A 13,210-nucleotide genomic window follows, 5' to 3' on the forward strand; every position below is an offset into this window, starting at 1 on the left:
AGACTTTCATTGGATTCAAATGGCGCATCAATGCGCTTTGGCGGCAGCTGCGGCTGCCACGACGGCCGGCTTCCATGGCTGCGGCGCGGCGGTGGCGCCCGGCTGCAGGCGTTCCTGGCCTTCGATGACGACGGTGTCGCCCGCCTTCAGGCCGCCGCTGACCACATACTGGTGCTCGACCACGTCGCCCACGGCGATCGGTTTCAGGCTGGCTTTGTTCGTGCCGTCCAGCACCCAGGCCTGCGCCTGGCCGCCGCTGCTGCGCAAGACGGCTTGCTGCGGCAGCAGCACGCCGTTGGCCTGCACGGCGCGGGCGATGCGGGCGCGCACGAACATGCCGGGCAAGAGCTGGCGCTGCGGATTGTCGACCAGCACGCGGATGACGGCGTCGCCCGTGCCCGCATCGACGCTGATGCCCGAGAACAGGATGCGGCCCGTGACGGGATGCGGCTGGCCGTCGGCGCCCAGAATGGTCACGGGCAGCTTGTCCGCGCCACCCGTACCCGAGGCTTGCAGCGCGGCCAGCGCGGCGGCCGGCTGGCGCACGTCGACATACACCTTGTCGATCTGCTGGATGCGCGCCATCGGCGCAGCATCGGCCACGCCTACGAGCGCACCTTCGGTCACCAGTTCGGAACCGATGCGCCCGGCAATCGGCGCCTCGATGCTGGCAAAGGCCAGGTCCAGGCGGCGCCGCGCCAGGGTCGCGCGCGCCTGCGCCACGGTGGCCACGGCTTGCTCGCGCTGGGCCACGGCGTCGTCATACGCCTGGCGGCTGATGGCGTCCGCTTCCACCAGCGGTTTCAGCCTGTCTGCCTGGCTGCTGGCGCGGTTCGCCGTGGCCACCGCGTGCTGCAGGGCGGCGGCGGCCGAATCGACGTCCGCCTGGAATGGCGCCGGGTTCAGCTGGAACAGCTTCTGTCCCGCTGTCACGTCGGCGCCCTGCTTGAACTGGCGGCGCAGCACGATGCCGCCCACCTGCGGGCGGATATCGGCCGTGCGGAAGGCGGCCACCCGGCCCGGCAATTCGTCGCTGAGGACGACGGGCGCCGCTTGCAGCTTGAGCACGGTGACGGCGGCGGGCGGCGCGGCCGCCTCGTCCGGCGCGGGTTTGGAACAGGCGGCAAGGCTGAGCAGTGCCGCGGCGATCAACATGTTTTTCTTGGTGAAGTGGCTCGGATGCATGGTCTTTCTCTATGGCAGATCCCAACCGGCGGTCCGGTCGACAGATAAGCGCAGCATAAAAGGCCAAGGTGGACATTTCGTCAAAGAAATGTGGAGATTCGATGGAGAGAAAGAAGAATGCTAGACTATTTGCATGAACTATCATCACAGCGCCAGCCAGCCCTCTTTCCTTGCTACCACGCCCCCTTCCGCCCTCATCCTGATCGCCGAAGATGAACCGCAAATCGCCCGCATCCTCGCCGGTTATCTGGAGCGCGACGGCTACCGCACGGCCTTCGCCCTCGATGGCCAGGAAGCGCTGCAGCAGCACCTGGCGCTGGCGCCGGACCTGCTGCTGCTCGACGTGCAAATGCCCCGCGTCGACGGCTGGGCCGTGCTGGCCGAAGTGCGGCGGCGCGGCGAAACGCCCGTCATCATGCTCACAGCCCGCGACCAGGATGCCGACAAACTGGCCGCCCTGCGCGTGGGCGCCGACGACTACATCATCAAGCCCTTCAATCCGGCCGAAGTGGTGGCCCGCGTGGCGGCCGTGCTGCGCCGTTCGCGCGTGCGCCACCACCCGGTCGGCGGCCAGCGCCTGCGCTGCGGCCCCATCGAGATCGACCAGGAAACGTACGTGGCCAGCGTGCTGCGCGACGGCGCGCCCGTGCCCTTGAGCCTGACGTTGACGGAATTTCGCCTGCTGGCGCACCTGGCGCGCACGCCGCGCCGCGTCTGCAGCCGCCTGGAATTGCTGGAGTCGTGCATGCCCGAAAGCAATTCGATGGAACGCACGGTGGACAGCCACGTCAGCAAGCTGCGCAAGAAGCTCGAGGAAGCGGGCGTGATGAACATGCCGGCCAGCCTGCGCGGCGTGGGCTACCGCCTGGAAAGCGAGCTCTGATGCGCTTCACTGGCCTGAACCGGCAGATCGTGCTGTCGATGTCCGTGCTGATGGTGTGCAGCATCCTGATCATCTGGATCGGCTCGTGGATCTTCTTCGCCGTCGCCTTCAAGATCGATCCCGGCATGCTGTCCGAGCCCGACGACTGGTCGCCCAGCACCGTCGAATGGCTGTGGATCTTTGCCATCACCATCTTCGGCCTGGGGCTGGCCGCCTTTTTCGCCTTCAAGCTGGCCGCGCGCATCTTAAAACCGATCAATTCCGTGATGGACAGCGTGCGCCGCGTGGCCCACGGCGACCTGTCCGCGCGCGCCTTCGCGGGCGACCGCAGCCTGGGCGAGACGGCCATGCTGGTCGACGACTTCAACAGCATGGCCGAGCGCCTGCAGCGGGGCGCCAAGGAAAGCGAAACGTGGAATGCGGCCATCGCACACGAACTGCGCACGCCCGTGACCATCCTGCGCGGCACCTTGCAGGGCGTCGTCGACGGCGTCTTCAAGCCCGAGGAAGTGCCGTTTTCCAGCCTGCTGGCGCAAGTCGAGGACCTGGGCCGCCTGATCGAGGATTTGCGCACCCTGAGCCTGGCCGACAGCGGCCACATGCAGCTGCGCATGGCGTGGACGGACCTGACCCTGGAAATCGAGGAAGTGGGCCGCCTGCTGGCGCAGGAAATGGAAGCGGCCGGTTTTACGCTGCAATTGCACCTGTCCGACCATCCCGTCTGCTGCGACGCGGCGCGCATCCGGCAAATCGTGCTGGCACTGCTCGACAACGCGCGCCGCTATGCGCATCCGGGCCTGCTGCGCGTGCGCACCCGCGTGCAGGCCGGCCAGTACTACCTGAGCGTCGAGGATGCGGGCCCCGGCATTGCAAAGGAACTGGCGCCGCACGTGTTCGAGGCGTTTCGCCGCGGCGACAGCGACGGCGGCGACCCGCATGCGGGCAGCGGCCTGGGCCTGGCCGTGGTCGAAGCCATCGCGCGCGCGCATGGCGGCAGCGCGGCCTGCACGCGCGGCAAGGCGGGCGGCAGCGTGTTTACCGTCAAGTGGCCGGTCGAGCACGGCGCGCCGCCGGCCGCCTAGGCAAGACCGTCGGTGCGGACCATGTCGACAAAGGCGCGCAGCACGGGCGGCATCTGCCGCCGGCCCGGGTAGTACAGGAAGTAGCGGGACGGCGGCGGCAGGCAGCGCTCCAGCACGCACGCCAGCCGGCCCGCCGCGATATCGGCGCGCGCATCGGCTTCGTACACATAGGCCAGTCCCGCCCCGTCGCGGGCCGCGCGCAGCATCAGTTCATCATCGTCGAACACGAGCGGACCGCCGACGGCGATGCTGACGGCTTCCCCATCCTGCCCGAACTCCCACGCATACTGGCGCCCGCTGGGAAAGCGCCGGCCTATGCAGGCGTGCGCCAGCAAGTCGCGCGGCGTGCCTGGTGCGCCATGCGCCGCCAGGTAGGCGGGCGACGCCACCACCACGAACGGCTGCGGCGCGCCCACGGGCACGGCGATCATGTCGGCCGCCACCTGTTCGCCGAAGCGGATGCCCGCGTCAAAACCGTCGCGCACGATATCGATCATGCCGTCATCGGTGACCACTTCGACCTGCACGCGCGGATAGCGCGCGACAAAACCGGCCAGCATGGGCGCGAGCAGCAGCCGGGCGGCCGGACGGGGCACGTTCAGGCGCAGCGTGCCTGCGGGCACATCCTGCAAGGCGCTCAAGTCTTGCAAGGCATCGTCGATCTCGCGCATGGCCGGCGCCAGCCGCGCCAGCAGCTGCTGCCCCGCCTCGGTCGGCGTGACGCTGCGCGTGGTGCGGTTCAGCAGGCGCACGCCCAGGCGCTCTTCCAGCGCGCGCAATGCATGGCTGAGGGCGGAGGCGGACACGCCCCGCTCCAATGCCGCCTTGCGGAAGCTGCGCAGGCGGGCGACGGCGGCAAAGGCCGTCAATTCGTTGAGGTCAGCCATTGTCGAGGAAAAAATTCATGAGAATAATTCAGTAATGCATGCAGGATTAGCCATCTTATCGCATGCTGTTGCTTCATCCATACTCCTTGCATCTTTTTTTGAAAGGAAATGAACATGGAACACAGAACACTGGGCCACTCCGGCTTGCGCGTCGCCCCCATCGGCCTGGGCTGCATGGGCATGAGCTTTGCCTACGGCGGTGCCGACGAAGCCGCCTCGCTGCGCGTGCTGCACCGCGCCGTGGAGCTGGGCGTGACCCTGATCGATACGGCCGAAGTCTACGGCCCCTACGCCAACGAGGACTTGGTAGGCCGCGCCCTGAAACAGCTGCGCGGCAAAGTCAGCATCGCTACCAAGTTCGGCTTCAAGATATTGCCGCACGGCCAGGGCGTCGAACGCATGGCCGGTGTCGACAGCCGCCCCGAACATATTCGCCAGGCGGTGGAAGGGTCGCTGTCCCGGCTCGGCATCGAGTGCATCGACCTGTTGTACCAGCACCGCGTGGACCCGGCCGTGCCCATCGAAGACGTGGTCGGCGCCATGGCCGAACTGGTACGGGCGGGCAAGGTGCGCCACCTGGGGCTGTCGGAAGTGTCGGCCGCCACCCTGCGCCGCGCCCACGCCGTGCATCCGATTGCGGCCGTGCAGTCCGAATACTCGCTGTGGAGCCGCGACGTGGAAGCGGACGTGCTGCCCGCCTGCCGCGCGCTCGGCATCGGTTTCGTACCCTACAGCCCGCTGGGCCGGGGCTTCCTGACGGGCCGGCTGCCCTCCAGCGCCATGCTGGCGCCAGACGATTACCGCCACAGCCTGCCCCGCTTCCACCCGTCGGCGATGGCGGCCAACGCGCACATGGTTGCCGAGCTGCAGCGCCTGGCGGCGGCGCGCGGCGCCACGGCGGCCCAGCTGGCCCTGGCCTGGCTGCTGGCGCAAAGCGACGACATCGTGCCGATTCCCGGCGCCCGCAGCCTGGTACACCTGGAAGAGAACGTGGCCGCAGCGCAACTCACCCTGAGCGGCGCCGAGCTGGCCGCCATCGGCGCCGCCATCGCGCCCGCCAGCGTGCAAGGCGAGCGCTACCCGGCAGTGGAGCTGGCCATGGTGGGGCTGTAAAGGGCAAGAGACAGCTCATCTATACAACTCTCTTTGAGGGGCCCCACTTGAAATGGCTGAATCCGCTATCATTTCCAATCTGAACTATTCACTCTGAAAGGGATTCACATGTCCGATTTGCTCGAAACACTGCAATGGCGTTACGCCACCAAGAAAATGGACCCGACGAAAACGGTGCCGCAAGACAAGGTCGAGCGCATTCTGGAAGCCGTGCGCCTGACCGCCAGCTCCAGCGGACTGCATCCTTACGAAGTGTTCGTCGTGACGAATCCGGCCCTGCGCGAGCAGATCAAGCCGCATGCGTGGAACCAGTCGCAAGTGACGGACGCCTCGCACCTGCTGGTGTTTGCCGCCTGGGACAATTACACGGTCGAACGCATCAACGCCCGCTTTGACCTAGTCAACACCGTGCGCGGCTTCAAGAATGAAGGCTGGGAAGCGTACCGCCAGCAGATCCTGGCCACGTATCCGCAGCGCGATGCCGAGACCAACTACCAGCACGCGGCGCGCCAGGCGTATATCGGCGTGGGGACGGCCCTGATCGCCGCGGCGCAGGAAAAAGTCGATTCGACGCCGATGGAAGGTTTTGACCCGGCCAAGGTCGACGAGATCCTGAAGCTGCGCGAAAAAGGCTTGCGCTCCGTCGTCATGCTGCCGCTGGGCTACCGCGCCGACGCAGGCGACTGGCTGGTGGACCTGAAAAAAGTGCGCCCCGCGCGCGAGCAATTCATCACCGAGCTGGCCTAAGCGCCTCGCGCGTGACTGAAAAGCGGATGCCCTCGCCGGCATCCGCTTTTTTCGTTCAGGCCGCTTGCGGAAAGCGCACCGTCACCTGCAAGCCCCGCCCCGCCTCGCCTTCGGCCAGTGCAATGTCCGCCTGGTGGTGCTCGGCGATGTGGCGCACGATGGACAGGCCCAGGCCGCAGCCCCAGGCGTCGTTGCCGTCGGGACGGAAGAAGCGGTCGAACAACCGTGCATGGTGCTGGCGCGGCACGCCGGGGCCGTTGTCCGATACGCGCAGCAGGGGCCGCCCCTCTTCCAGCGCCGCCTGCAGATCGACCCGGCCGCCCTGCTGCGTGTAGCGCAAGGCGTTGTCGATCAGGTTATTCAGCAAGACCTGCAAGCCGTCGGGATCGGCCTGTACCAGCACCGGGGCCGGCAGCGTTTCCACCACGCCCAGGTCGATCGCGCGGCTGTCGGCCAGCGCGCTGTGGTCGGCCACGGCCGCTTCCAGCAACTGTCCCAGGTCCACCGTGTGCAGCTGACTGGCCGTGAGCGCCGTTTCATGGCGCGCCAGGCTCAATAGCTGGCGCACCAGGTGCGTGCTGCGGTCCAGCCGTTCATGCAGCCGCGCCAGGGCCACGCGGCGTTCTTCCTCGCTGCCGGCCCGTTCGGCCACCTGCAGCTGCAGTTTCAGCGCCGTCAGCGGCGAGCGCAATTCATGCGCGGCATCGGCGACAAAGGTACGCTGCGCCGTCAGCGCCGCCTCGAACTGGCCCATCAGGCTGTTCAGCGCCAGCGCCACGGGCCGCAGTTCGGGCGGCATGTCGTCGGCCGCCAGCGGCGTGAGCGCTTCCGGCGAACGGCCGGCCACGGATTCGGCCAGCCGGTGCAGCGGCGCCAGCGCGCGCCCCACGACGGCGACGATCAGCAGCGCCAGGATCAGGGCGAACACCAGCAGGGGCGCGCCGGCGCGCATGGTCATCTGCCAGGCCAGCTGGTCGCGCACGGCCTGCGCCTGCGCCACCTGCACGTAGCGGCCGCGCCGCGTCTCGCCGTACAGGCGCCAGTCCTCGCCGTGCAATGTGACATCGGCAAAGCCGGCCAGCGCATAGCGCGGCAATGCCGGCTGGCCCTGCAGGACGGGCAATGGCTGGCCCTCCTCGTCCCACGCCTGCAGCACGAACGCTTCTTCCGGCTCCTGCGCGGCGGCCAGGCCCGCCTGCGGCTCGAACTCGTCGGGCAAGGCCACGGCAAGCTGGCGCAGCTGCAAGTCGGCCAGTTCATTGGTTTCTTCCAGCAGCGAGCGGAACAGCGAAATGCCGGCACCGAGCACGCACAGCAAGGTGGCGGCCAGCAAACCGAGCAGTAATTGGCGGCGGATGGTCAGCAAGACGCCACCCGCATCTTGTAGCCCACGCCGCGCACGGTCTGGATGGCGTCCGCGCCCAGCTTCTTGCGCAGCTGGTACACGTACACGTCGACGGTATTGCTTTCCACTTCGCAATCCCAGCCGTACAGCTTCTCGCTCAGCTGGCGCTTCGACACCACCTTGCCCGGATGGTCGAGCAAGGCACGCAGCACGGAAAACTCGCGCGGCGGCAGCTTGATCTGCTCGCCCTCGAACGTGACGTCGTGGCTGGCCAGGTCGAGGATCAGCGCGCCATGCTCGATGACGGAGCGCGAACGGCTGACCCGGCGCCGCAGCAGCGCGCGGATACGCGCCAGCAGCTCGTCGAGGTCAAACGGTTTGACCAGGTAATCATCGGCGCCGCTGTCGAGTCCTTCCACGCGGGCCGGTGTGCCGTCGCGCGCCGTGATGATCAGCACGGGCAACTCGGCGCCCCGCGCGCGCATGGCGCGCAGCACGTCCATGCCCTGCTTGCCGGGCAAGCCCAGGTCCAGCAGCATCAAATCGTAGGCGAAGCCGGCCAGCGCCAGCTCCGCATCGTGGCCGTCGCGCACCCAGTCCACGGCATAGCACTCGCCGCGCAAGCCTTCGACCAGGCTTTCCCCGATCATCGGATCGTCTTCCACCAGCAACACGCGCACCTGGTCCCCTCGCAGTCTTGAAAATACCGCTATCTTAACGTGGCTGGGGAAAGTGGGCTTGCGCCAGTCGAAGTCTCACAGGCTCCGCGGACTGCGGGCTGCGTCATGTCCGGGTGCGCATCGCGCAGGCCGGGATGTGATGATCGTGGACGAACGGTTCGGCGCTGCCAGGCATGCCTTTCGACACGGGCCTGGCAGGCCTGCGACAGGCCCTGGCGGATGCAGGCCCTGTGCGGGTGCGGCAGGACGCTTACTGCGCCAGGTAGCGTTCTGAACGCGGGCCGTACAGCAAACCGTTCGGCACGCCGGCCGACAGCAGGCGCGCATTCGCCGTGCCGGCGATAGGATGGCTGGCATCGGTGCTGGTGTTGATGATCTGCTTGACCGCCGCCGTCACCAGGGCGCCGATCAGGCCGCCGCCACCGCTGTTGTTGCCTTCATTGCTCGATGCGCTGGCAGCGCCCTGCCACAGCAAGGCGCCCGTCTTCAGGTCGACCAGCTTGGCATCGACCGCCACCACCGTCACGCTGTCGATCACGGCGTACGTCGTGCCGTATTTGGAAATCGTCACGTACAGGCCCGCATCGGCGCCAAAGATCTCGTTGAGCTTCTTGGCATCGACGCCGTGGATATCGGCCGCGTTCGTCAAGCCGTTCTGCTTGAAGGTTTCACCGACCACGGCCACCGGCAGCACGTAGTAGCCCGCTTCGGCCAGCGGATAGGTCACTTGCGCGTAGACGCTGTTGCCGGCATTGACTTCCGGCGAGTTGTTCAACGGTGGCAAGACCACGATCGAGCGGGGCTTGGCCGCCTTGAAGGCGGTGTAATCGTATGCCGCCTGCTTGGTGGCGCAACCGACCATGAAGATGGCGGGACCCAGGCACAGGGCCATTTTCAACATGCGCGACATCATAATTTCTCGCCTTTTTTCAATTTACCCAACAGGAAGTCCATGTACGGCGTCGATTCCGGGAACAGTTTTTTCTCGTCTTCGAACTGCGCGGCGACCTGCTCCGGCTTGCCGGCGATCGAGTACAGCATGCCCAGGTGGGCGTGGAAGCCCGGCGGCGCATGATTACCCTTGGCAGCGATCACTTGCAGGTCTTTTTCCATGGCGGCCATCTGCTGCTCCGGGCTTTCGCCCTTCAGGTATTCGTACACTTGCGGCTGGTAGCCTTCCCATTGGTACAGGGTCTTCGATTGCGTGGCGCAACCGGTCAGGGCGGCACAGGCGAGCATGGCCAGCAGGGCTGCGCCCTTGTTCATCATTGTTGTCATGGGATACCTTATTGTTTGCGCAATGCGCCCGCTTCGACGCCAGCCACCAGGCGCTCGACCGCTTCGCGCATGGCCAGGTCCAGGACTTTGCCGTTGAGGGTGGCGTCATAGCTGGCGGTGCCGCCAAAGCCCAGCACTTCGCGGTTCGACAGGCTGTATTCGCCGGCGCCGCCGGCCGAATACACGACTTCCGAGGTGGCGATATTGACGACGTTCAAGGTGACCTTGGCATATGCCACCTGCGTCTTGCCGCGGCCCATGATGCCGAACAATTGCTTGTCGCCCACTTCCTTGCGGCCGAATTCGGTCACGTCGCCGGTGACGACGAAGTCCGCGCCCTTGATGTTCTGGCCCTGCTTCTTGAAGTCAGCTTCCTGCTTGAGCTCGGCCATATTGTCGCGGTCGAGGACGTTGAAGCGGTTGGATGTTTGCAGGTGTGCAATCAGAATTGTCTTCGACTGGCTGCCCAGACGATCGACACCATCGGAAAAGATGCCGCGCATGAAGTTGGAGCGGTTGTCGAACTTGCCGACAGCGATCAGCGTGCGTGGACCGACGTAAGGTCGGGCCGCACTGGCGACTGTGGGAACAGCCAGGGCTTGCGACGATTCGGAAGCGCAGCCAGCCAACGCCGCACCAATCAGCGCTGCCATCAACAACGCGCCAGGTTTATTCTTGTTCATAGTGCCCTTAAGATATGGAGGATCAGGAGCAACCCGCAAAATTGAATTTTGGCAAGTTAATTTCCTAATTGCAATTATATGAGATTGCATGTCTCACAATTCTCTCCAAAAGTAACGATGACAGAATTTGCATTGTTGACTGCCATGACAGGCGCGGCCCTGCTTGACTTCCAGGCTCCTGTTCATTAACTTGGCAGTAAAAAAGCGTGTCGTCAGCGCCACAGCCGCTGTCCCGCACAGACCTTGCCCGCCGATTGCCCCGCCCGGCGCCCACTCCACGCTCTCACATAAACGGGTATTGAGGCCATGCCGACACACGATCCTTCCCCGTCCCATCCGCTGGCCACGGCGCTGGCGCTCTCGCTGGGTGCCGCAGTCGCCCTGGGCCTGTCGCGCTTTTCCTATGGCTTGCTGCTGCCGCCCATGCGTGACGATCTGGGCTGGTCCTACCTGCTGGCCGGGGCCATGAACACCTTCAATGCGCTCGGCTATTTTCTCGGCGCGCTGGCCACGCCGGCGCTGATGCGCCGCCTGGGCGTGTGGCGCCTACTGATCGCCGGGTCCCTGCTGGCCAGCGTCTTCATGCTGATGTCGGGCCTGGTCAGCGATACGACCGCCCTGTTTCTGCAGCGCGTGTGCGCGGGCGTGGCCAGCGCCTTCATTTTCATCGCCGGCGGCGTGCTGGCGGCGCGGCTCGGTTCCATGCACAGCCAGCGCGCCGGCTTCTACATCGGTTTGTACTACGGCGGCACGGGCTTCGGCATCGCGCTGTCGGCCCTGCTGGTGCCGGCGGCATTGGCCGCCGCGCAAGACCACGGCGCCGCGCATGCCTGGCAATGGCCGTGGCTGGCCCTGGGACTCGCCTGCCTGGCCGCCACCGCCCTCATGGCCCTGCCGGCGAAGGCGATCGGCGAAACGCCGCGCGCCGTCGACACACCGCGGCGTTTCGCCTGGCGCGACTTTTCTCCCAGCCTGGCTGGCTATTTCATGTTTGGCGTCGGCTACATCGGCTACATGACTTTCGTCATCGCCCTGCTCAAGCAGCAAGGCATGCGTGCCAACTTGATCACCGTGTTCTATACGGTATTGGGCCTGGCGGTGGTGGCCTCGTCGCGCATCTGGGCGCGCATGCTCGACCGCTACAGGGGCGGCGAATCGCTGGCGATATTAAATGGCGTGCTGGGCGTGGTCACCATCCTGCCCGCGCTGACGAGCTTTGTGCCCGTCGTCTTCCTCTCCGGCCTGGTCTTCGGCGCCGTGTTCCTGTCGGTGGTGGCGTCGACCACGGCGCTGGTGCGGCATAACCTGCCGCAGCAATCGTGGACGGCCGGCATCAGCGCCTACACGACCGTGTTCGCGCTGGGCCAGATCGTCGGCCCCGTCGTGGTCGGCTGGATCGCCGACGGCCCGGCCGGACTGGAGCGGGGCTTGATCGCCTCGGCCATCGCCCTGTTCATCGGCGCGGCATTGGCATCGCGGCAAAAGGCGCTGGCGGCGGGCGCATAGTAGACTGCAAGCCTGGCCCAACCTCACAGAAAGCACACGATGACCGCCGATGCACGAAAACTCCCGGCAGCGATGGATGCCGAAACCCTGGCATTCATCCAGAGCCTGTTCGCCCTGGTGCGCGAAGGCGATACGCAGCAACTGGGCCCCATGCTTGCCCAGGGCGTGCCGGTCAACTTCCGCAACGAAAAAGGCGACAGCCTGATCATGCTGGCCAGCTACCATGGCCACCTGGAAACGTCGCGCCTGCTGCTAGCAGCTGGCGCCGACGCCAACGTCCCCAACGACCAGGGCCAGACGCCGCTGGCCGGCGTGGCCTACAAGGGCTATCTGGAGATCGCCGAACTGCTGCTCCAGCACGGCGCAAGCGTGGAAGGCGCCAGCCCTGACGGCAAGACCCCGTTGATGATGGCCGCCATGTTCAACCGCCTGGCCATCCTCGACCTGCTGCTGCAACACGGCCCAACCACTTGAACCGAATCCCCATCCTTAAAACCAACCTTCCAAAAACTCCCAATAATCAATTTTCCATTGACATTCATGGTGAACCCTGTAACGGGATCACCATCACTTGTCGCTGCCTGTGCGCTGTGAACGGCGCCAGGCTCCCCCGTCGCAGCCTGAACGACCGCCGCCAAACCGGACATGTTCTTGAATTGCTGGGAATTCTGCAAATAATTCACGCGAGTGTCGGAAATTATTAAAATCTCAACAACTCCTTGTATTAATTGATAGGATAATTCATGCATATATTTTCTTCAATCTCTGAGCTGGCAATATTTCTCTCTCGCAATGCCATCAATTTCGTGCGGGAAGCGGCTTAGATCGAACTTCAAAATCAATGGAAAATTTATCAAGATAATTGCCAGGAAGATTAAATTTTGTATTTTGATTTGTGTTTTTTCAAGGCCAATTCACAACTGTATCCGATAAAGCCATAACTGTGATCTTTGAATAAAGTAGCACCCTTTCGTATATCAAAGTCACTTGGCCTAGGAAAACCATGGGCAGCGAAAATTTCTGTCGCACATATTGAATAGTCACGCATGGTTCTGAAGGTCCAATATTCGAAAGGGAACCAAAAAATTAAAGGCACCAAGAATATAATTCCACATGCTACAATTAAATATTCTTTTTTTTCTACAGATACATCAACATATGAAAAAAGTGCAGCAAAAGCCATAATCCACATAAACAATATCATATTCCGCGCAAATTTCATGCAACTCCAAAAAAAAGCACGCTCCCCGCAATAGGTATTCAGAGGCATTAGCAACAAGCTATCGTCAATACGGAGCAAACTATGCACGTACAGCACATCCTTTTTCTTTGTGACTACCAATTTAATAAAATCGCCATCCTTGATCTTGTCAGCGTCTCTAAAAACCCCACAGACTACTTTCCCGTTAACCAAACCGGCAAAATTGAACATATCTTCGCCATCGTAAAAACTTAGCATGGCTGAATTTGCCAATGCCCCTGGCATGCCATTGATTACGGCGGCGATACCACCTGCCAGATTCTTTTCCGCAAGACTGTTTTCAATTTTACTGAGTAAATTGACATTTGTTGCAGCCATATGAAATTCTGTGATTTTTCCTTCCATAGTAAAAAAAACTTCCTCGGAAGAAGCATGTTTATTACTCTCTTCGGCCATCATGTGCACCCTGATAATTACGACTGATTTTATTTTTATGTTTTTTGCTATTTAATTATGCCGACAAGATGAGGATGCACCTCTATTTGACGTGAAACAATTCATTTCCGGCTCAATAATGCAACAAAACCTGCAAGAGGGAGTTGCAAATTTCCCACTCAAAT

At 63.5% G+C, this 13,210-nt stretch carries 14 protein-coding genes; 6 read left to right on the forward strand and 8 right to left on the reverse strand.

Annotated elements, in window-relative coordinates; all coding sequences use genetic code 11:
• Positions 1 to 27 precede the first annotated feature (27 nt).
• The gene (locus AC1Q6X_RS03755; protein WP_070221490.1) at positions 28 to 1,185 is read right to left on the reverse strand and encodes an efflux RND transporter periplasmic adaptor subunit; all 1,158 of its coding nucleotides are present in this window, start codon (positions 1,183 to 1,185) and stop codon (positions 28 to 30) included.
• 133 nt (positions 1,186 to 1,318) lie between these two features.
• On the opposite strand from AC1Q6X_RS03755, the gene AC1Q6X_RS03760 reads away from it, so the two are divergent.
• A complete protein-coding gene (locus AC1Q6X_RS03760; protein WP_070221491.1) occupies positions 1,319 to 2,068 on the forward strand; it encodes a response regulator in 750 nt (249 codons plus the stop codon).
• Positions 2,068 to 3,150, forward strand: a complete 1,083-nt coding sequence (locus AC1Q6X_RS03765) for an ATP-binding protein (protein WP_492495214.1) — start codon at positions 2,068 to 2,070, stop codon at positions 3,148 to 3,150. The genes AC1Q6X_RS03760 and AC1Q6X_RS03765 overlap by 1 nt, the downstream gene beginning before the upstream one ends.
• On the opposite strand, the gene AC1Q6X_RS03770 is transcribed toward AC1Q6X_RS03765, so the two are convergent.
• On the reverse strand, positions 3,147 to 4,037 hold the full coding sequence (locus tag AC1Q6X_RS03770) for a LysR family transcriptional regulator (RefSeq protein WP_492495216.1): 891 nt from the start codon (positions 4,035 to 4,037) through the stop codon (positions 3,147 to 3,149). The two genes, AC1Q6X_RS03765 and AC1Q6X_RS03770, sit on opposite strands and share 4 nt — an antisense overlap.
• 114 nt (positions 4,038 to 4,151) lie before the next feature.
• Here AC1Q6X_RS03770 and AC1Q6X_RS03775 point away from each other — a divergent pair, with 114 nt between their 5' ends.
• Together AC1Q6X_RS03775 and AC1Q6X_RS03780 are read left to right on the forward strand one after the other, a co-directional pair.
• Positions 4,152 to 5,150 (forward strand): aldo/keto reductase, encoded by a 999-nt coding sequence (locus AC1Q6X_RS03775; protein WP_492495218.1) that lies wholly within the window; start codon positions 4,152 to 4,154, stop codon positions 5,148 to 5,150.
• 108 nt (positions 5,151 to 5,258) lie between these two features.
• Positions 5,259 to 5,897, forward strand: coding sequence for an NAD(P)H-dependent oxidoreductase (locus AC1Q6X_RS03780; RefSeq protein WP_492495220.1), 639 nt, complete (start codon positions 5,259 to 5,261; stop codon positions 5,895 to 5,897).
• 55 nt (positions 5,898 to 5,952) lie between these two features.
• On the opposite strand, the gene AC1Q6X_RS03785 is transcribed toward AC1Q6X_RS03780, so the two are convergent.
• The 5 genes from AC1Q6X_RS03785 to AC1Q6X_RS03805 all read right to left on the reverse strand — a co-directional run bounded on the left by AC1Q6X_RS03785 (position 5,953) and on the right by AC1Q6X_RS03805 (position 9,883).
• Positions 5,953 to 7,263 (reverse strand): ATP-binding protein, encoded by a 1,311-nt coding sequence (locus tag AC1Q6X_RS03785; protein WP_492495222.1) that lies wholly within the window; start codon positions 7,261 to 7,263, stop codon positions 5,953 to 5,955.
• The gene (locus AC1Q6X_RS03790; RefSeq protein WP_070221497.1) at positions 7,257 to 7,922 is read right to left on the reverse strand and encodes a response regulator transcription factor; all 666 of its coding nucleotides are present in this window, start codon (positions 7,920 to 7,922) and stop codon (positions 7,257 to 7,259) included. The genes AC1Q6X_RS03785 and AC1Q6X_RS03790 overlap by 7 nt, the downstream gene beginning before the upstream one ends.
• 250 nt (positions 7,923 to 8,172) lie before the next feature.
• Positions 8,173 to 8,835 carry a DUF799 domain-containing protein gene (locus tag AC1Q6X_RS03795; RefSeq protein ID WP_070221498.1) on the reverse strand — a complete coding sequence of 221 codons (663 nt, stop codon included), beginning with the start codon at positions 8,833 to 8,835 and terminating at the stop codon, positions 8,173 to 8,175.
• Positions 8,832 to 9,191: a DUF4810 domain-containing protein gene (locus AC1Q6X_RS03800; protein ID WP_205602385.1), complete on the reverse strand. Its 360-nt coding sequence runs from the start codon at positions 9,189 to 9,191 to the stop codon at positions 8,832 to 8,834. Before AC1Q6X_RS03800 ends, AC1Q6X_RS03795 begins: the two co-directional genes overlap by 4 nt.
• 17 nt (positions 9,192 to 9,208) lie before the next feature.
• Positions 9,209 to 9,883 (reverse strand): CsgG/HfaB family protein, encoded by a 675-nt coding sequence (locus AC1Q6X_RS03805; protein WP_070313143.1) that lies wholly within the window; start codon positions 9,881 to 9,883, stop codon positions 9,209 to 9,211.
• A 306-nt stretch (positions 9,884 to 10,189) separates the two neighbouring features.
• Between AC1Q6X_RS03805 and AC1Q6X_RS03810 the strand changes: the two genes are divergently transcribed.
• Positions 10,190 to 11,389 carry a YbfB/YjiJ family MFS transporter gene (locus tag AC1Q6X_RS03810; protein ID WP_492495224.1) on the forward strand — a complete coding sequence of 400 codons (1,200 nt, stop codon included), beginning with the start codon at positions 10,190 to 10,192 and terminating at the stop codon, positions 11,387 to 11,389.
• Positions 11,390 to 11,428: 39 nt separating this feature from the next.
• Complete coding sequence (locus AC1Q6X_RS03815) at positions 11,429 to 11,863, forward strand: ankyrin repeat domain-containing protein (RefSeq protein WP_492495226.1); 435 nt, start codon at positions 11,429 to 11,431, stop codon at positions 11,861 to 11,863.
• Positions 11,864 to 12,263: 400 nt separating this feature from the next.
• Here the strand turns inward: AC1Q6X_RS03815 and AC1Q6X_RS03820 are convergent, their stop codons facing one another.
• Positions 12,264 to 13,049, reverse strand: a complete 786-nt coding sequence (locus AC1Q6X_RS03820; RefSeq protein ID WP_492495228.1) for a hypothetical protein — start codon at positions 13,047 to 13,049, stop codon at positions 12,264 to 12,266.
• Positions 13,050 to 13,210 lie beyond the last annotated feature (161 nt).

It is taken from the genome of Janthinobacterium sp. GW823-FHT06H09 (assembly GCF_058794735.1).

Bases quoted from the DNA above. Each gene is read 5' to 3' on its own strand.
- AC1Q6X_RS03755 (WP_070221490.1), bottom strand. From the start codon at position 1,185: ATGCATCCGAGCCACTTCACCAAGAAAAACATGTTGATCGCCGCGGCA.
- AC1Q6X_RS03760 (WP_070221491.1), top strand. From the start codon at position 1,319: ATGAACTATCATCACAGCGCCAGCCAGCCCTCTTTCCTTGCTACCACG.
- AC1Q6X_RS03765 (WP_492495214.1), top strand. From the start codon at position 2,068: ATGCGCTTCACTGGCCTGAACCGGCAGATCGTGCTGTCGATGTCCGTG.
- AC1Q6X_RS03770 (WP_492495216.1), bottom strand. From the start codon at position 4,037: ATGGCTGACCTCAACGAATTGACGGCCTTTGCCGCCGTCGCCCGCCTG.
- AC1Q6X_RS03775 (WP_492495218.1), top strand. From the start codon at position 4,152: ATGGAACACAGAACACTGGGCCACTCCGGCTTGCGCGTCGCCCCCATC.
- AC1Q6X_RS03780 (WP_492495220.1), top strand. From the start codon at position 5,259: ATGTCCGATTTGCTCGAAACACTGCAATGGCGTTACGCCACCAAGAAA.
- AC1Q6X_RS03795 (WP_070221498.1), bottom strand. From the start codon at position 8,835: ATGATGTCGCGCATGTTGAAAATGGCCCTGTGCCTGGGTCCCGCCATC.
- AC1Q6X_RS03800 (WP_205602385.1), bottom strand. From the start codon at position 9,191: ATGATGAACAAGGGCGCAGCCCTGCTGGCCATGCTCGCCTGTGCCGCC.
- AC1Q6X_RS03805 (WP_070313143.1), bottom strand. From the start codon at position 9,883: ATGAACAAGAATAAACCTGGCGCGTTGTTGATGGCAGCGCTGATTGGT.
- AC1Q6X_RS03810 (WP_492495224.1), top strand. From the start codon at position 10,190: ATGCCGACACACGATCCTTCCCCGTCCCATCCGCTGGCCACGGCGCTG.
- AC1Q6X_RS03815 (WP_492495226.1), top strand. From the start codon at position 11,429: ATGACCGCCGATGCACGAAAACTCCCGGCAGCGATGGATGCCGAAACC.
- AC1Q6X_RS03820 (WP_492495228.1), bottom strand. From the start codon at position 13,049: ATGATGGCCGAAGAGAGTAATAAACATGCTTCTTCCGAGGAAGTTTTT.